Source organism: Actinoplanes sp. CA-051413 (assembly GCF_050955795.1).
Classification (GTDB): Bacteria; Actinomycetota; Actinomycetes; order Mycobacteriales; family Micromonosporaceae; genus Actinoplanes.
This window is the reverse complement of sequence record NZ_CP192100.1, coordinates 8,203,054-8,219,590: the sequence shown is the minus strand read 5'-3', so window position 1 is coordinate 8,219,590 and position 16,537 is coordinate 8,203,054. Positions and strand designations below refer to the sequence as shown.

Here is a 16,537-nt window from a genome sequence, read left to right as displayed (position 1 = left end):
GGCAGGCGATGTGCGGATCAGTCGGCCGGCGGCGGTGGAACGACCGGGGGCGGCTCCGGGAGAACCTTGGCGATGCCGTCGGCGATCAGGCCCACCTGCCAGTTCCGGGCGCCGAAGCCGCGCAGCGTGTCCGCCACGGTCTGCGGTGTCACGTCCTCCGGCGGTGACCACGCCAGCCGGCGGATGAAGTCCGGGCTGATCAGGTTCTCCGGGGGCAGGGTGTGTGCTTCGGCCGTACCGATCACGACCTGCCGGCAGCGCTGCAACCGGGCCGCCGCGACCGGGTCCCGCTCGGCCCAGCGGTGCGGCGGGGGCGGGCCGTCGACCGGCACGTTGACCGGCAGCTCGTCGTCGGGCAGCGCGCGGGCCGCGTCCAGGGCGTCCAGCCACACCCGGGCCAACCGGCGCACCGACCGGCCGCCGAAGCCCGGCAGGGCCAGCAGCGCGCGTTCGTCCTTCGGGTCCAGCTCGGCCGCGGCGATGATCGCCGAGTCGGGCAGCACCCGGCCCGGTGCCGAGTCACGGCGGGCCGCCACACCGTCGCGGGCGTACCAGAGGGCGCGGACCCGGGACTGGGCGCGGGCGCCGCGGACCCGGTGGATGCCGGAGGTGCGCCGCCACGGGTCCGGCCGGCTGCGTGGCGGCCGGTCGGCGCTGGCCACCAGGGCCGCGAACTCCTCGGCGGCCCACGCCGACTTGCCCTGCCGCTCCAGCTCGGCGGCCAGCAGATCGCGCAGGTCGGTGAGCAGCTCGACGTCCAGGGCGGCGTACGTCAGCCAGGACTCCGGCAGCGGCCGGGTCGACCAGTCCGCCGCCGAATGGTGCTTCTCCAGCGAGTAGCCCAGCAGCTGCTCGGTGAGCGCGGCCAGCCCGACCCGCTCGAAACCGGCCAGCCGGGCGGCCAGCTCGGTGTCGAACAGCCGGCGCGGCTTCATCCCCACCTCGGCCAGGCAGGCCAGATCCTGGCTGGCCGCGTGCAGCACCCACTCGGTCTCGGCCAGGGCCTCGTCCAGGGTGCGCAGGTCGTCCAGCGGCATCGGATCGATCAGCACCGTGCCGGCCCCGGCCCGGCGCAGCTGCACCAGGTAGGCCTTCTGGGTGTAGCGGTAGCCGGACGCGCGCTCGGCGTCGACCGCCACCGGGCCGGAGCCCGCGGTCATCCGCGCGACCACTTCGGCCAGCTCATCGGCGGTCTCGACCGGCCGGGGCGTGCCGTCGCGGGGTGCGGTGAGGGGAACGGAGGTGCGGGCAGGTTCGCTCTCGGGACCGCCAGACATCGGGTCGGGCGGCACGGCGTGCGGTCCGTCCCCTGCTTGGTCCGGCGCGTCCCGACGGCGCAGGGGTGCTTCGTCGGTCACTCCGTAACCGTACGGGGGTACCGCCCCCGGTGTGCGCAGCCGGGTCCCGGCGCGTCGGGCCTCGATCCACTCCGGCCTGTTTCAAGAAAGCCCGCGCACGCCCGTCCGCGGACCCCTTCCCGTCCGTACTAGACACCGGAGCGTCGATACTCGGGAGGCCCGCGCCGCATGACGACCGCCTACGACCCCTTCGGGGTGCCGGGCCCGCGCCGGCCACCGCAGGATCCGCTGCTCAGCCTGCCCGACCACCCCTCGGGCGAATGGGCTACCGCGCACCGGCCCGAGCCCCGGTTCGGTCATCCGCGCCCGGCGAGCCGGTTCGGTGCGCCGTACCTGCCGTCGCCGGACGGCGCGGCCGCGTACCCCGTGGTGGCCGACCCGGCGACCGAGCCGGCCGTGCTCAACGGCCGCGGCCGCAGCCGGCTGATGACGATGCTCCTGGTCCTGGTGCTGCTCCTGGTGGCCGGCTGGCAGGCCTGGCGGCTCGACCGGGTGGACAGCCGGCTCGGCGCCAGCGCGGACCAGCTGGCCGGCGCGCTGCAACGTCAGGACCAGCTCACCGAGCGGGCGGACAAGCTCGAGCAGAAGCTCGCGGCGGTCTTCGACCCCGAGGCGATCTCGTCGTCGGTGCTGCCGAGCGTCTTCCGGGTCCGGGCCGGCAACTTCACCGGTACGGCGTTCTCGGTCGGCGACAAGGCGGCGGAAGGCCAGGCCAACCTGCTGACGAACTTCCACGTGGTCGAGTCGGTCTGGAACTCCGGCGCCCGCAAGGTCTTCCTGGAACGCGGCAAGGACGAGGTGACCGCGACCATCGTCAAGGTCAGCAAGGGCAACGACCTGGCCCTGCTGCGCGCCAACCGCAAGATCGCCGGCCTGGACACCGCGCCGGCCACGGTCAAGCCGGGTCAGCAGGTGGTGGTGGTCGGCGCACCGCTGGGCCTGGAGGACACGGTGACGACCGGGGTGGTGAGCGCGTACCGGCCGGACGACTCGGAAGGCCCGACGATCCAGTTCGACGCCCCGATCAACCCGGGCAACTCCGGCGGGCCGGTGGTGAACAGCGCGGACGAGGTGATCGGGCTGGCCACGGCCAAGGCCCGGGACGCGGAAGGCATCGGCCTGGCCGTCCCGATCAAGACCGCCTGCGACACCTTCAAAGTCTGTTAAATGGCCTCCGCTCCGCTTCGGCGGGCACTGCGCCCCACGAGGTCGGTGCCGAGGCTGAGTTGAATGGCCTCGCTCCGCTTCGGCGGGCACTGCGCCCCACGAGGTCGGTGCCGAGGCCACCGAAAATGACCACGGCAAAGGGCGCCTAGTCATTTTCGGCGTCCTCGACACCGACGGGCGCAGTGCGACTCTGGTTGCGGCCGGAAGGAGCGAAGGGCCGGGAAGCCGGCGGGTGGGTCAGCCGGGGGATGAGGCTCGTTGGCGGTTGCCGAGGGCGGTTACGCCGGGTGGGGGCAGGCCGGCGGTCGAGGCGAGCATGGTGCACCAGCCCTGGAGGTGGGCGCCCAGGTCGTCCGAGGTCGGGGTCCAGGAGGCGCGGATTTCCAGGTCGGCGGTCGGGGCCGGGCCGGCCAGCTCGCCGAAGCGGGTCGACGTCGTCTGGGTGATCGTGCCGCCGATCGCCGTGTAGGCCGCCGCGTGCTGCTCCAGGCCGTCGGTGAGCCAGGTCCACGCCACTGCCGGCAGCAGCGGGTCGCCGGCCATGTCCGACTCCAGCTCCGCCGTGATCAGCGTGACCAGCCGCAAATTGCCCTGCCAGGCGTCGTGACCGGCCGGGTCGTGCAGCAGGATCAGCCGGCCGCTGGCCACCTCGTCACCGTCGCGCAGGACGGTGGCGCTCAGCGCGAAGCCGTACGGGGCCAGCCGCTGCGGCGCCGCGATCTCCTCGAGCAGGATCTCCTCGCGGGGCGCGGCAGCCCGCAGCCCGGTGACGGCGCGGGTGAACGCCTCGGGTGCGGCGGACGTGGGACCCATGCCTCGAAGCCTATGCCGATCACCGCGGTACCGGCCCGCGCGGCGCGCCGCACGACGCCGTTCACTCACGTGGCACGATGTCGCGGGTGACCACGATCCTCGAAGATTCGGCGTTCGTCCGGGCCTGCCGCGGCCTGCCGGTGCCGCACACGCCCGTCTGGTTCATGCGACAAGCGGGCCGGTCGCTGCCCGAATACCGCAAGATCCGCGCGGGGGTCGGGATGCTGGAATCCTGCCGCCGGCCGGACCTGGTCACCGAGATCACCCTGCAACCGGTACGCCGGCACGGCGTCGACGCCGCGATCCTGTTCAGCGACATCGTGGTGCCGCTGGCCGCGGCCGGCGTCGACCTGGACATCGTGGCCGGTACCGGCCCGGTGGTGGCCGAGCCGATCCGTACGGCCGCGGACGTGGCCCGGCTGCGCCCGCTGGAGCCGGCCGATGTCGGCTACGTCGACGAGGCCGTGCGGCTGCTGGTGCCCGAGCTCGGCCCGATCCCGCTGATCGGCTTCGCCGGGGCGCCGTTCACCCTGGCCAGCTACCTGATCGAGGGCGGACCGTCCCGGACCTACCTGAAGACCAAGGCGATGATGTACGGCGAGCCGGACCTCTGGCACGCCCTGCTGGGGAAGCTGGCCGACATCACGCTGGCGTTCCTGCGGGTCCAGGCCGGGGCCGGGGTGAGCGCGGTCCAGCTCTTCGACTCGTGGGCGGGCGCGCTGTCCGAGGCCGACTACCGCCGGTACGTGCTGCCGCACTCGGCCAAGGTGCTGGGTGGGCTGGCCGACGCCGGAGTGCCGCGGATCCACTTCGGGGTGGGCACGGCGGTGCTGCTGCGGGCGATGGGTGAGGCCGGCGCCGACGTGGTCGGGGTGGACTGGCGGACCCCGCTGGACGAGGCGACGACGCTGATCGGGGCGGACAAGGCGGTCCAGGGCAACCTGGACCCGGCGATCCTGTTCGCGCCGTGGGAGGTCGTGGAGCGGGAGGCCCGCCGGGTGCTGGCCGAGGGCAAGGCGGCGCCGGGCCACATCTTCAACCTCGGCCACGGCGTGATGCCGGAAACCGACCCCGACGTCCTCACCCGCCTCGTGGAGCTGATCCATAGGGACTGAGCCTCGGCGAAGGTGCGTGCTGTGCCTGTCACATCGAAGTACCCCGGTGGCCGTGGAGCATCGCGACCTGACAATGTTGGTCTGTGCGGAAGCGGGTTGCGGTCGTCGGCGGCGGGATCGCCGGGCTGGCTGCTGCCGTGCGGATCCGGGACCGGGCGCCCGCCGACACCGAGATCATCATTTACGAGCAGTCCGGGCGGCTCGGTGGCAAGTTGCGCACCGGGGAGCTGGCCGGCAGCACCGTCGAGCGGGGGGCCGAGTCCTTCCTGATCGGTGGGCCCGACGGTGGCGAGTCCGCGGCCGTGCGGTTCGTGCGGCGGCTCGGGCTGGGTGACCGCATCGTGCACCCGTCCGCCGTTCCGGCTGCCCTGGCGATCGGTGGCGTGTTGCAGCCGGTGCCGAAGGGGACGCTGGTCGGCGTACCCGGGGATCTGAGTTTGCTCGGCGCGGTCGCGCGGCCGGCCGCCGGCCTGGACCGCGACGAAGGCCGTCCGCTGCTTGATCCCGGCGCTGATGTCGCCGTGGGTGCGTTGGTCCGGGCCCGTTTCGGTGACGAGGTCGCCGACCGGCTGGTCGACCCGATGCTGGGCGGCGTGTACGCGGGCCGCGCCGACCGCCTCTCCCTGGCCACCACCATGCCCGCCCTGGCCCGCGCCGCCCGCACCGAGCACACCCTGACCGCCGCCGTGCGCGCCGCTCAGGCCGCCGCCGCCCGCGTGCCCGGCCGCCCGGTCTTCGGCGCGGTCGACGGTGGGATGACCCAGCTGGTTGCCGCTGCGGCGGCTGCCACCGGCGCGCGGATCAGCCTGGGCCTGCCGGTCCGCGAGATCGCCCGCACCCCGCACGGCTGGCGGCTGCTGCTGGGCCCGGTCCCGGCGCCGCAGACCGACGATGTCGACGCTGTCGTGCTCGCCGTGCCGGCCAGACCCGCCGCCCGGATGCTCGCCGGGGTGGACCTGTCCGCCGCCGCCGAGATCGAGGCGCTCGACTACGCCAGCGTCGCGCTGATCGCCATGGCGCTGCCGCCCGGCACTCCGCTGCCCGACCTGTCCGGCTTCCTCGTGCCGCCGACCGAGGGCACCCTGGTCAAGGCGGCCACGTTCTTCACCCACAAGTGGGCGCACCTGCGTCGCGAGGGTGGTCCGGTGATCATCCGGGCCTCGCTGGGCCGGGCCGGCGAGGAGCAGCGGCTGCAACCGCCCGATCCCGTGCTGGCCACGACCGCCCACGCCGAGCTGGGCCGGCTGCTCGGCGGCGAGCTGCCGCCGCCGGTGGAGACCTGGGTGCAACGCTGGGGTGGCGGCCTGCCGCAGTACGCCCCGGGGCACCTCGACCGGGTGGCCCTGGCCCGGGCGGCGCTCAGCGACCGGCCCGGCCTGGTGCTGGCCGGCGCCGCGTACGACGGGGTGGGCATTCCGGCCTGTGTGGCCAGCGGCGAGAGCGCCGCGGACGACGTCCTGAAACACCTGGAGGAGCGATGACCGATCAGCCGCAGACCAACGCCGCGCGGGTCAAGGAACTGAACGCGACGATCCGTTACACCATGTGGTCGGTCTTCAAGGTCGCGTCGCCGCTGCCGGCCCTGCGCGAGGACCTGGCGAGCGAGGTCGACGCGCTGTTCGAGCAGCTGCTCGGCAAGGACGTGGTGGTGCGCGGCACGTACGACGTGGCCGGCCTGCGCGCCGACGCCGACATCATGGTGTGGTGGCACTCGGAGTCGCCGGACGCGCTGCAGGAGGCGTACGGGCTCTTCCGCCGGACGGCGCTGGGCCGCCACCTGGCCCCGGTCTGGTCCCAGATGGCGCTGCACCGCCCGGCCGAGTTCAACAAGAGCCACCTGCCGGCGTTCCTGGCCGGCGAGGAGGCCCGCCCGTACATCTGCGTGTACCCCTTCGTCCGGTCCTACGAGTGGTATCTGCTGCCCGACGAGGAGCGGCGTTTCATGCTGGCCGAGCACGGCAAGATGGCCCGCGGCTACCCGGACGTGCGGGCCAACACGGTCGCCTCGTTCGCGCTCGGTGACTACGAGTGGATGCTGGCGTTCGAGGCCGACGAGCTGCACCGCATCGTCGACCTGATGCGTGACCTGCGCGCGTCCACCGCCCGCCGGCACGTCCGCGAGGAAGTGCCGTTCTACACCGGTCGCCGCCGTTCGGTCACCGAGCTCGTGGCTGCCCTGCCCTAGGACCTCTTCATGGGTACGTGGGGGATGCCGTCCTCCAGATACTCGGGTCCGGTCGGCACGAAGCCGAAGCGGCTGTAGAAGCCGGTGAGATACGCCTGCGCCTCCAGCTTGCTCGGCCGGTTGCCGATCACCTCGAGCGCGTGGGTCATCAGCCTGCTCGCGAAGCCACCCTGGCGCGCGTTCGCGGCGGTCACCACGCGGCCGATCCGCTCGGTGCCGCCGTCGTCGAGGATCCGCAGATAGGCGAGGATCTCGTCGCCCCGGGCCAGCCACACGTGGCGGGTGCCGGGTTCGTCGTCGCGTCCGTCCAGCTCCGGGTACGGGCATTTCTGCTCCACGACGAACACGTCGACGCGCAGCTTCAGGATCGCGTACAGGGTGGTGGCGTCGAGGTCGCGGAACGACGCCACCCGGATCTCGTCTCGGGGCTCCGGATGCATGAGTCGGATTTTAGGCGTCACCGAAACGCACCCTCGCCCGTTGGTGCAGGAGGAGCCGCGCACTCTGGAGGCGAGAATGATCAAGCGAAGCAAGCTCTTCGGCGACAAGACCCGGGTGACGTTCTGCCTGCCCAAGGACGCCCCGGCCGGGCCGGTGAGCGTGGTCGGCACGTTCAACGACTGGGAACCGGGGCTGCACGAGCTCAAGGACCGGCGGGACGGCACCCGGACGGTCACCGTGCGGCTGGAGCCGGGTCACTACCGCTTCCGGTATCTCGCCAGCGACGGCGTGTGGCTGGACGACGAGCACGCCGACGCGGTCGGGCCGCACGGCAGTGAACTTGTGCTCTGACGTTTCGTTCCGCTGCGCCCGGGAAAGCCTTTCCGGAATAGTTGACGCTACAAGCAACTACGGAAGGGGCCCTTGTGGCTAACGTGAAGCTCGCAGTCGTGTACTACTCCTCGACCGGCACGATCCACGCCATGGCGGAGCGGATCGCCCAGGCGGGGGAGAAGGCCGGCGCCGAGGTGCGCCTCCGTCAGGTGGCGGAGCTCGCGCCGCAGGAGGCCATCGCCTCGAACGCGGCATGGAGCCAGCACTTCGACCGCACCAAGAACGAGCCCAAGGCGACCGCCGACGACATCGTGTGGGCGGACGCCGTGCTCTTCGGCACCCCCACCCGGTACGGCAACGTGGCCAGCCAGCTCAAGCAGTTCCTGGACACGCTGGGCCCGCAGTGGGGGCAGGGCCTGCTCGCCGACAAGGCGTACGCCGGCTTCACCGCCTCGATGACCGCGCACGGCGGTCAGGAGTCGACGCTGCTCGCGCTGTACAACACGATCTACCACTTCGGTGGCGTGGTCGTCGCTCCCGGGTACACCGACCCGCTGAAGTTCGCCGACGGCAACCCGTACGGCGTCTCGCACGTCACCGGCGGCAACAACGACAACCCGTTGGGTGACACGGAGAACGCCGCGCTCGACCACCTGGCCCAGCGCATCGTCAAGGTCGCCGGCAAGCTCAAGGACTGACGACACTCGTACCGGTTACAGCCCTTACGTCCGCGGCCGTGACTTGGCACACTGTGCGGCGTGAAAAAGTTCGAGGCTGATCTGACCAACGCCGTATGGCGCCGCAGCGGCGGTACCGCGCAGCCGGGTGCCGCCGCCGTCGAGGTCGCCCTGCTGGACGGCGGGGTCGCTGTCCGTGACTCCCGCAAGCCCGACGGCGACGTGCTCTTCTTCACGCCGGACGAATGGGACGCTTTCGTCGGCGGCGCCAAGGACGGCGAGTTCGACCTGTAGCGTGGCCTGGGCGGACATTCCTCGGTATCCGGATATCAACCTGAAAAAGGTTCATTTCTGGGTAACCTGCCGGTATGACCATTCACGAGAGTTCTGACCTGCTCAAAAAGGTGGAGCGGTACGAGGCCGCCGTGCATGAGCTCGAGGCAGCCCACGAGGACGTCAAGGACGTGCTCATGGAGTCCATCCTGTTCGCCCGCTGGCAGCAGCTCGGCACTCAGCTCGGTTTCGCCGCGGTCGACCCGGCCAAGCAGCGCGAGGAGCCGAACCGTGACCTCCAGCAGCTCAACCAGCAGATCTCGGCCATGAGTGAGTCCTGGGCTCACTAGTGGTGGCGATGTGACCTCCGCCGCCCGGGTCCCTCTCGGCTCCGGGGCGGCGGAGGCGCTAGCGTGGCGCCATGGTCGACACCCAGTACGAAGAGCTGCTGCGCCGGGTCCTCGAGACCGGCATCCCGAAGGCGGACCGCACCGGCACCGGCACGGTCAGCCTCTTCGGTGAGCGACTGCGCTACGACCTGTCCCAGGGCTTCCCGCTGATCACCACCAAGCGGGTGCATTTCAAGTCGGTCGCGGTCGAGCTGCTCTGGTTCCTGCGCGGCGACAGCAACACCCGGTGGCTGCGCGAGCGCGGCGTGACCATCTGGGACGAGTGGGCCGACGAGAACGGCGAGCTGGGCCCGGTCTACGGCAAGCAGTGGCGGTCCTGGCCGACCCCGGACGGCGGCCACGTCGACCAGATCAGCGAGCTGCTCGCCACGCTGCGCCGCGACCCCGACTCGCGCCGCATGATCGTCTCGGCCTGGAACGTCTCCGAGCTGCCCGAGATGGCCCTCGCGCCGTGCCACGCGCTGTTCCAGTTCTACGTCGCCGACGGCCGGCTCTCCTGCCAGCTCTACCAGCGCAGCGCCGACATGTTCCTGGGCGTGCCGTTCAACATCGCCAGCTACGCGCTGCTGACGCAGATGATCGCGGCGCAGACCGGGCTGATCCCCGGCGACTTCATCTGGGTGGGCGGCGACTGCCACATCTACGCCAACCACGTCGAGCAGGTGCGCGAGCAGCTCAGCCGGCCCGCGTACCCGTTCCCCAAGCTGGAGATCGCGCCGGCGGAGTCGCTCTTCGACTACACCTACGAGCACTTCTCGGTGGTCGACTATCAGCATCACCCGGCTCTGCGTGCGCCGGTCGCAGTATGACGATCCATATGATCTGGGCCGAGGCGCGTGGTGGTGTCATCGGCGCCAAGGGGGCAATCCCCTGGCACGTGCCCGGCGAGCAGAAGATCTTCCGGGAGCGCACGATGGGCGCGACCGTGGTGATGGGCCGGACGACCTGGGATTCGCTGCCCGAGCGCTTCCGACCACTGCCCGGCCGGCGCAACGTGGTGCTGACCCGGCAACCGGGCTGGGCCGCCGCCGGGGCCGAGACCTTCGGTTCGGTCGGCGAGCTGCTGCGGGTCCACGACGACTTCTGGGTGATGGGCGGGGCGGCGGTCTACACCGCGCTGCTGCCGTACGCCGGGCACATCGTGCGGACCCGCATCGACCTCGCCGTCGAGGGGGACACCTTCGCCCCTCGGCTCGGGCCGGAATGGCAGCTCACCGCCGGTGCCGACACCAGGACGTCGGACACCGGCGTGCGTTACACCGTGGAGGAGCTCACTTCGGGTCGAGCTTGATGGACAGGCTGTTCACGCAGTGCCGGGTGTTCTTCGCCGTCATCATCTCGCCCTTGAACACGTGGCCCAGGTGGCTGCCGCAACGGGCGCACTGGATCTCGGTGCGGACCATGCCGAGGCTGCGGTCCTCGATCTCCTTGATCGCGCCCGGGATGGCGTCGTCGAACGACGGCCAGCCGCAGTGCGAGTCGAACTTGGTGTCACTCGGGTACAGGGCGGCGCCGCAGGCCCGGCACTCGTAGGTGCCCTCGGTCTTGGTGTCGACGTACTCGCCGCGCCAGGCCGGCTCGGTGGCGCCCTGGCGCAGCACCCGGAACTCGTCGGGGCTCAGGCGGACCCGCCACTCTTCTTCGGTGGTGGGCAGGGTGGTCTTGTCAGTTGCCATGCTCCAAAGGTACGTCGGCACGGCTGTGGCGCACCGCCAGTGCGCCGACGGGCCGGGCCGCAGCCGTTGAACGGTCATGGATGCGACGCGTTTCAGCCCCACCTGGCAGCAGGCCCTCGCCCGTGGCATGTACCTCGGCGTTCTCGGTGCGGTGGTGGGAGTGTCGGCCGGTCTGCTCGCCACCATGGTGGCCATCTCCTGGGCGGCGGCCACAGCGCCACCGGCCTGGGTGTGGGCGGTGCTGGCGTTCGGTCCGCCGCTGGTCGGTGCGCTGGCCGGGGTGCTGTTGCGGCCGCGGCTGGGCACCGAGATCGACGCCGGCGGCATCCGGACCGTGACCCCGTTCGGCGCGGGGGTGCAGCCGTGGAGCCGGGTCGTGGACCTGCGGGCCGAGCGCCGCGGCGCCCGCACGGTCGTCTCCGTCTACCTGGAGTCGGGCGCGAGCGTGCAGTTGCAGGCGCCGTACAGCGGTGAGCTGTTCGCCGCCGATCCGCAGTTCGAGCTCAAGGTCTTCGCGCTGTCCCACCTGTGGCGCAGTCACCGCTTCGGCGGCCTGCCGAGCTGAGCCCGTTCACCTATTCGGTGGGGACTCGCCGGAGGGGCAATGCCACCAAATCCGGCATTAGCCGCTAAGCTCCCACCGGACCAAGACGGACTTACCGCAACAGAACGGATTCCCTTCATGAGTTTGACGCGCCGGTTGGCCGCTGGACTGCCCGCGGCCGGCGTCACCGTCCTCGCCGCTCTGGCCCTCACCGGGGCCCCGGCCGCCGCGACGGGCGACGAGTCCGCCGCTCGCGCCAAGCAGCCCGCCGTGATGACCACGCCGTGTTCCGAGGTGCAGCGTGGCGACAAGTGCGACTACGGCTACACCGACGATGAGAAGCCGGGCGACAACAAGCCGGGCGACAACGGTGCGACGCCGGACGACAACGGCACCGGACCCACCCGTGGCAGCGGTGGCTACGGTGGCGAGAGCCCGACGCCGTCGCCGAGCCCGTCGACGCCGACCGCCAGCGTCGACACCGTCCCGCCGGGCGGCGAGAGCCCGGCCACCTCGCCGGCGCCGAGCCAGAGCACCCCGGGCGGCGTCAGCGCGGGCGGCACGCTTCCGCTGACCGGCGCGCCGATGGGTCTCACCATCGCGCTCGGCGGCCTGATGGTCGCGGGCGGCGCGGCCGCCGTGTACTACGGCCGGCGTCGTCGTAGCGCCTGAGCAGCGGCAACTGCCTCGTAAGGCCGTCCCCGGGAACATCCGGGGGCGGCCTTCGCCGTTGCGGGCTTAAGGTCTTGGCATGGCATCGTCGAAGTCACCCGCCGTCGAGGTCGAGGTCGCCGGCCGGCCGGTACGGCTGAGCAGCCCCGACAAGGTCGTCTTCCCGCAGCGGGGTTACACCAAGCGGGACGTCTTCGAGTACTACCTGGCGGTCGGCGACGGCATCATGCGCGCGCTCGACCACCGCCCGACGACGCTGCAACGCTTCCCCGACGGCATCGAGGGGGAGATGTTCTTCCAGAAGCGGATCTCCACCCGGGGCGTGCCGGCCTGGGTCGAGAGCGCCACGATCACCTTCCCGAGCGGGCGTACCGCCGACGAGCTCTGCCCCGCCGACCTCGCGCACGTCGCCTGGGCCGCGCAGATGGGCACCATCGTGTTCCACCCCTGGCCGGTGCGGGCCGCGTCCCCGGACCAGCCGGACGAGCTGCGCATCGACCTCGACCCGCAGCCGGGCACGGACTTCCGCGACGTGATCACAACCGCCGGGGTGGTGCACGAGGTCCTGGACGAACTGGGCTGGACCGGCTACCCGAAGACCTCCGGCGGGCGCGGCGTGCACGTGTACGTGCGGATCGCTCCCACCCACTCCTTCGTGGACGTGCGCCGGGCGGCGATCGCGCTGGCCCGCGAGGTGGAACGCCGCAGCCCGGACCGGATCACCACGGCGTGGTGGAAGGAGGAGCGCGGCGAGCGGGTCTTCCTGGACTACAACCAGACGGCCCGGGACAGGACGATCGCCTGTGCGTATTCGCTGCGCGCCAACGGCCGGGCGACCGTCTCCGCGCCGGTGACCTGGGCCGAGCTGCCCGACGTCGAGCCGGACGACTTCGACCTGCGGACCGTGCCCGAGCGGTTCGCCAAGATCGGTGACCCGCACGCCGGGATCGACGAGGTCGCCCACGACATCGCGCCGCTGCTGGAGTGGTCGGCGCGGGACGAGCAGGCCGGGCTCGGCGACCTGCCGTATCCGCCGGACCACCCCAAGATGCCCGGCGAGCCGCCGCGGGTGCAGCCCAGCCGCAAGAACGAGGCCAACTGGTGATCCGCTAAAGCGCGAGCTTGAAGCCCAGGTGTGAGGGCTCGAAGCCGAGCGACGCGTAGAAGCGGTGGGCGTCCGTACGGCGCTTGTCCGTGGTCAGCTGGGCCAGGCCGCAGCCGCGTTCCCGGGCCCGCTCCAGCGACCAGACCATCATCGCCCGGCCGATGCCGCGGCCGCGCAGGTCGCCGCGCACCCGGACCGCCTCGATGGTCATCCGCTCGGCGCCGCGCCGGCTCAGCGACGGGGTGAAGGTGAGCTGGCAGGTGCCGACCACCGTGCCGTCCTCGTCCGCCACGATCAGCTCGTTACGAGGGTCCGCGTCTATAGCCTCGAACGCCGCCCAGGCGGCCGCGTCCACCGCCTCGGGAGTGAGCCCACCGGCCCCGCCGGCCGGCGACGGCGCGACGCCGGCCTCGCGGGACCGGGCGATTTCGTCGTCGGTGAGCAGCTCGAGGATCGCCGGGACATCGGCTCGGTTCGCGCTGCGGAAGATCACGGGGGCCACGCGGCCATCCTGACACGCCCGACGGGCTGAGCCGCCGACTGGCCCCGGACGGGCACGATGACCGCATGCGACTGCTGTTGGTCCCGGTGCGGGGGATCTACCGCGGGCTGGTCTGGCTCGCCAACTCGCCGCCCACGTTGATCCTGTCCTATTCGCTGCTCATCGCGATGTGCAGCGTGATCTACCACTTCGTCGAGAAGGTGACCTACGGCGACGCCCTGTGGTGGGCCGTGGTCACCGCCTCGACGGTCGGCTACGGCGACATCTCCCCCAAGACGGGCGTGGGCCGGGTGATGGCCGGCCTGCTCATCTCGCTCATGGTGCTGATCGTCGTCCCGCTGATCACGGCCCAGTTCGCCAGCAAGCTCATCGTCGATCACGACGCGTTCCAGCACGACGAGCAGGAGGAGCTGAAGAACAACCTGCGGGAGGTGCGTCAGCTGCTCTCAGAGCTGGCCGCCCGGGAGGGGATCACCGCGCCGGACAGCGCAGCCCCTCCTTCGGCAGCTCCAGACCGATGAGGTAGCCGTCGACCGCCTCGACGATGCACTTGGTGCTGGGATACGCCGTGTGTCCCTCGCCCTCCCAGGTGAGGACCTGCCCGGTGCCGAGCATCTTGGCCAGCTCGGCGGTGTTCTCGTACGGCGTGGCGGGGTCACCGGTGGTGCCGACGACCACGATCGGCGGCGCGCCGGTGGCCGCACCGGCCGGGTACGGGTCCCGGGCGCCCGGCCAGAAGGTGCACGGCAGCATGCCCATCGCCAGCGCCGCACCGAACAGCGGGTACTTCTTGCGCCACTCGCCCTGCAGCTGGCGGATCTTCTCCACCGTGGGGGCGCCGGCGGTGTCCGCGCAGTTCACCGCGAGGTTGGCGTCGAACAGGTTGGAGTAGCTGCCGTCCGGCTTGCGGTCGGCGTACTGGTCGGCGAGGTCGAAGATGTCGCTGGCGTCGCCGGTCTGCAGGCCGTCGACCGCCTTGGCGAGCTGCTGCCAGCCGGACTCGGTGTAGAGCGACGAGATCACCGCCACGAAGATCCAGCCGGGGGTGGCCTCGCGGCCGTCGGGCCCCTCGACCGGGGACGCCTCGGCCTTGGCCAGGGCGTCGGTGACCGCGCCGCGGGCGTCCGGGGCGATCGGGCACTTGGCCGCGTTGGCCTTGCACCAGGTGGTGAAGTTGGTGAACGCCCGCTCGAAGCCCTTGGCCTGCGACTCGGAGCCGGCGATGAAGTCCTGCTTCGGGTTGATCGCGCCGTCGAGCACCAGCGCCCGCACCTTGTCCGGGAAGAGCTGGGCGTACGTGGCGCCGAGCAGGGTGCCGTAGGACAGGCCCAGGTAGGTCGTCTTCTGGTCGCCGACAGCCGCGCGGATCGCGTCCATGTCGCGGGCGGCCTGCTCGGTGGAGAAGAACGGGAGCTGGGGGCCGTACTTCTGGCCGCAGCCCTCGGCCACGCGCTTGTTGAGCGCGACGACCTCCTGGAACTCGGCCTCGGTCTCGGGATCCGGTGCCGCCGCGAAGGTGGCGTCCTGGTCCTTGTTGCTGATGCACTTGATCGGGTCGGAGCGCCCGACGCCGCGCGGGTCGAAACCGACGATGTCGAACCGGTCGGTCACCTCGGTGGGCAGCCCGCCCAGCGCCTGGCCGAAGGAGACGTAGACCGAGTAGTCGATGCCCGAGCCGCCGGGGCCACCGGGGTTGACCAGCAACGAGCCGATCCGGTCGTGCTGCGTGGCCGAGCGGATCCGGATCATCGCGACCTTGTAGGTCTCACCGGACTGCGGGGCCGCCCAGTTGCGGGGCACGGCCACCGACGCGCAGTCGTAGGTCATGCCGGACGCGGCCCGGCCGACCAGCTTCTCCGGCACGTCCGGGCAGGGCGTCCACTGGGCCTGGGTGCCGGGCACCGCGGGCGGCGCCTTGCTGCCGGTGGTCACCGGCGCGGCGCCGTCGGGGTCGTCGGGGGCGAAGACCGGCAGCGTGCAACCGGCGGTCGCGATGACCGCGGCGACCAGTGCGGCCAGGACCAGGCGGGGGGTACGCGGCACAGTGCGCGGCCTTTCTCGATCGGCTCTTGCTCGCACGAGGCTAGCCGAGAAGTCTGACAACCTCGCTCAGCGGCTCGTCAGCACATCGGCGAGCTGGAACCGGACCGGCCGCTCCAGCTGCTCGTAGGTGCACGTACGGGGCTCGCGGTCCGGGCGCCAGCGCTCGAACTGGGCGGTGTGCCGGAAGCGCAGACCCTCCATGTAGTCGTAGCGGACCTCGACCACCCGTTCGGGGCGCAGCGGCACGAAAGACAGGTCCTTGCCGTTGTTCCAGCGGCTGACCTCGTTCTTGCGCGGGGTGCGCTCGCCCTGCTCGTGGGCGGCCCAGTTCCACGGGTGCCCCTCGAAGGTGGTGACCAGGTGCTGCATCTCGGTGAAGAGCTCCTCGCGGACGGCCATCGGGAACGAGCCGATGACCCCGACCGAGACCAGCACGTCGCGCTCGTCGTAGAGGCCGAGCAGCAGCGAGCCGATCCGGTTCTCGCCGGACTTGTGCACGCGGTAACCGGCCACGACGCAGTCCGCCGTACGCTTGTGTTTGATCTTGGTCATGACCCGCTTGTCCGGCTCGTAGCCCAGGTCCTTGCCCTTGGCGATCAGCCCGTCGAGCCCGGCGCCCTCGAACTCGCCGAACCACCGTCGCGCGGTCTCCAGGTCGTCGGTCGCCGGGGTCACGTACACCGGGGGTTTCGCCTCGGCCAGGCACTGCTCCAGCCGGGCCCGCCGCTCGGCGAAGGGCCGCGTGGTCAGGTCCTCGTCGCCCAGCGCCAGCAGGTCGAAGGCCACGAAGCCGGCCGGGGTCTGCTCGGAGAGCAGCTTGACCCGGCTCGCCGCCGGGTGGATGCGCTGCTGGAGGGCCTCGAAGTCGAGGGTGTTGCGTTCGGTGTCGGCCACGATGATCTCGCCGTCGATCACCGCCCGGGCCGGGAAGTTGGCCAGCACCGCCTCGACCACCTCGGGGAAGTAGCGGGTCATCGGCTTCTCGTTGCGGCTGCCGATCTCCACCTCGTCGCCGTCGCGGAAGATGATCGACCGGAAGCCGTCCCACTTGGGCTCGTAGAGCTGCCCGGCGGGGATGTCCGCGACGGGCTTGGCCAGCATCGGCTTCACGGGCGGGTTGATCGGCAGGTCCATCGGCCCAGTCTCCCCGTTCGCGCCCGGAAAGGAAGCCCGGACGCACCGGTCCGTCAAGTTCGCCGGGCCGATCGCCGGGTATGGGTGGG

21 protein-coding genes are annotated in these 16,537 nt (G+C 71.6%); 14 read left to right on the top strand and 7 right to left on the bottom strand.

What is annotated here, in order from left to right:
* Window positions 1-17: 17 nt before the first annotated feature.
* Window positions 18-1,358 carry a ribonuclease D gene (locus ACQP2Y_RS38740; RefSeq protein ID WP_433721331.1) on the bottom strand — a complete coding sequence of 447 codons (1,341 nt, stop codon included), beginning with the start codon at window positions 1,356-1,358 and terminating at the stop codon, window positions 18-20.
* A 168-nt stretch (window positions 1,359-1,526) separates the two neighbouring features.
* Here ACQP2Y_RS38740 and ACQP2Y_RS38735 point away from each other — a divergent pair, with 168 nt between their 5' ends.
* Window positions 1,527-2,525 (top strand): S1C family serine protease, encoded by a 999-nt coding sequence (locus ACQP2Y_RS38735; RefSeq protein ID WP_433721330.1) that lies wholly within the window; start codon window positions 1,527-1,529, stop codon window positions 2,523-2,525.
* A gap of 237 nt (window positions 2,526-2,762) precedes the next feature.
* On the opposite strand, the gene ACQP2Y_RS38730 is transcribed toward ACQP2Y_RS38735, so the two are convergent.
* Entirely contained in the window at window positions 2,763-3,338 is a 576-nt protein-coding gene (locus ACQP2Y_RS38730; protein ID WP_433721329.1) for a DUF3000 domain-containing protein, read from the bottom strand.
* Window positions 3,339-3,424: 86 nt separating this feature from the next.
* Between ACQP2Y_RS38730 and hemE the strand changes: the two genes are divergently transcribed.
* From hemE to hemQ, 3 genes are all read left to right on the top strand, one after another.
* On the top strand, window positions 3,425-4,453 hold the full coding sequence (hemE, locus tag ACQP2Y_RS38725; RefSeq protein ID WP_433721328.1) for a uroporphyrinogen decarboxylase: 1,029 nt from the start codon (window positions 3,425-3,427) through the stop codon (window positions 4,451-4,453).
* Window positions 4,454-4,536: 83 nt separating this feature from the next.
* The gene (hemG, locus tag ACQP2Y_RS38720) at window positions 4,537-5,934 is read left to right on the top strand and encodes a protoporphyrinogen oxidase (protein ID WP_433721326.1); all 1,398 of its coding nucleotides are present in this window, start codon (window positions 4,537-4,539) and stop codon (window positions 5,932-5,934) included.
* The gene (gene hemQ, locus ACQP2Y_RS38715) at window positions 5,931-6,638 is read left to right on the top strand and encodes a hydrogen peroxide-dependent heme synthase (RefSeq protein ID WP_433721324.1); all 708 of its coding nucleotides are present in this window, start codon (window positions 5,931-5,933) and stop codon (window positions 6,636-6,638) included. The genes hemG and hemQ overlap by 4 nt, the downstream gene beginning before the upstream one ends.
* On the opposite strand, the gene ACQP2Y_RS38710 is transcribed toward hemQ, so the two are convergent.
* The gene (locus tag ACQP2Y_RS38710; RefSeq protein WP_433721323.1) at window positions 6,635-7,078 is read right to left on the bottom strand and encodes a GNAT family N-acetyltransferase; all 444 of its coding nucleotides are present in this window, start codon (window positions 7,076-7,078) and stop codon (window positions 6,635-6,637) included. The genes hemQ and ACQP2Y_RS38710 overlap by 4 nt on opposite strands.
* A gap of 76 nt (window positions 7,079-7,154) precedes the next feature.
* Here ACQP2Y_RS38710 and ACQP2Y_RS38705 point away from each other — a divergent pair, with 76 nt between their 5' ends.
* The 6 genes from ACQP2Y_RS38705 (at window position 7,155) to ACQP2Y_RS38680 (ending at window position 10,063) form a co-directional block, all read left to right on the top strand.
* A complete protein-coding gene (locus tag ACQP2Y_RS38705) occupies window positions 7,155-7,430 on the top strand; it encodes an isoamylase early set domain-containing protein (protein ID WP_360826702.1) in 276 nt (91 codons plus the stop codon).
* Window positions 7,431-7,504: 74 nt separating this feature from the next.
* Window positions 7,505-8,110, top strand: coding sequence for an NAD(P)H:quinone oxidoreductase (gene wrbA / locus ACQP2Y_RS38700; RefSeq protein ID WP_360826699.1), 606 nt, complete (start codon window positions 7,505-7,507; stop codon window positions 8,108-8,110).
* A gap of 60 nt (window positions 8,111-8,170) precedes the next feature.
* Complete coding sequence (locus ACQP2Y_RS38695) at window positions 8,171-8,383, top strand: DUF397 domain-containing protein (protein ID WP_360549554.1); 213 nt, start codon at window positions 8,171-8,173, stop codon at window positions 8,381-8,383.
* A gap of 74 nt (window positions 8,384-8,457) precedes the next feature.
* On the top strand, window positions 8,458-8,712 hold the full coding sequence (locus tag ACQP2Y_RS38690) for a hypothetical protein (protein ID WP_360549552.1): 255 nt from the start codon (window positions 8,458-8,460) through the stop codon (window positions 8,710-8,712).
* A 71-nt stretch (window positions 8,713-8,783) separates the two neighbouring features.
* Window positions 8,784-9,581 (top strand): thymidylate synthase, encoded by a 798-nt coding sequence (locus ACQP2Y_RS38685; RefSeq protein WP_360549550.1) that lies wholly within the window; start codon window positions 8,784-8,786, stop codon window positions 9,579-9,581.
* Window positions 9,578-10,063, top strand: a complete 486-nt coding sequence (locus ACQP2Y_RS38680; protein ID WP_433721321.1) for a dihydrofolate reductase — start codon at window positions 9,578-9,580, stop codon at window positions 10,061-10,063. Before ACQP2Y_RS38685 ends, ACQP2Y_RS38680 begins: the two co-directional genes overlap by 4 nt.
* On the opposite strand, the gene msrB is transcribed toward ACQP2Y_RS38680, so the two are convergent.
* Window positions 10,044-10,448 (bottom strand): peptide-methionine (R)-S-oxide reductase MsrB, encoded by a 405-nt coding sequence (gene msrB, locus ACQP2Y_RS38675; protein ID WP_023561617.1) that lies wholly within the window; start codon window positions 10,446-10,448, stop codon window positions 10,044-10,046. The two genes, ACQP2Y_RS38680 and msrB, sit on opposite strands and share 20 nt — an antisense overlap.
* A gap of 76 nt (window positions 10,449-10,524) precedes the next feature.
* On the opposite strand from msrB, the gene ACQP2Y_RS38670 reads away from it, so the two are divergent.
* The 3 genes from ACQP2Y_RS38670 (at window position 10,525) to ligD (ending at window position 12,769) form a co-directional block, all read left to right on the top strand.
* Entirely contained in the window at window positions 10,525-11,013 is a 489-nt protein-coding gene (locus ACQP2Y_RS38670) for a PH domain-containing protein (protein WP_433721319.1), read from the top strand.
* A 117-nt stretch (window positions 11,014-11,130) separates the two neighbouring features.
* Window positions 11,131-11,664 (top strand): LPXTG cell wall anchor domain-containing protein, encoded by a 534-nt coding sequence (locus ACQP2Y_RS38665; protein WP_433721317.1) that lies wholly within the window; start codon window positions 11,131-11,133, stop codon window positions 11,662-11,664.
* A 79-nt stretch (window positions 11,665-11,743) separates the two neighbouring features.
* The gene (gene ligD / locus ACQP2Y_RS38660) at window positions 11,744-12,769 is read left to right on the top strand and encodes a non-homologous end-joining DNA ligase (RefSeq protein WP_433721315.1); all 1,026 of its coding nucleotides are present in this window, start codon (window positions 11,744-11,746) and stop codon (window positions 12,767-12,769) included.
* 4 nt (window positions 12,770-12,773) lie between these two features.
* Here ligD and ACQP2Y_RS38655 read toward each other — a convergent pair whose 3' ends face one another.
* Window positions 12,774-13,271, bottom strand: a complete 498-nt coding sequence (locus tag ACQP2Y_RS38655; protein WP_433721313.1) for a GNAT family N-acetyltransferase — start codon at window positions 13,269-13,271, stop codon at window positions 12,774-12,776.
* Between the two features lie 65 nt (window positions 13,272-13,336).
* On the opposite strand from ACQP2Y_RS38655, the gene ACQP2Y_RS38650 reads away from it, so the two are divergent.
* On the top strand, window positions 13,337-13,792 hold the full coding sequence (locus tag ACQP2Y_RS38650; protein WP_433721311.1) for a potassium channel family protein: 456 nt from the start codon (window positions 13,337-13,339) through the stop codon (window positions 13,790-13,792).
* On the opposite strand, the gene ACQP2Y_RS38645 is transcribed toward ACQP2Y_RS38650, so the two are convergent.
* Window positions 13,743-15,314, bottom strand: coding sequence for an alpha/beta hydrolase (locus ACQP2Y_RS38645; RefSeq protein WP_433721310.1), 1,572 nt, complete (start codon window positions 15,312-15,314; stop codon window positions 13,743-13,745). The genes ACQP2Y_RS38650 and ACQP2Y_RS38645 overlap by 50 nt on opposite strands.
* Before the next feature lie 66 nt (window positions 15,315-15,380).
* A complete protein-coding gene (locus ACQP2Y_RS38640) occupies window positions 15,381-16,448 on the bottom strand; it encodes an ATP-dependent DNA ligase (RefSeq protein WP_360549532.1) in 1,068 nt (355 codons plus the stop codon).
* Window positions 16,449-16,537 lie beyond the last annotated feature (89 nt).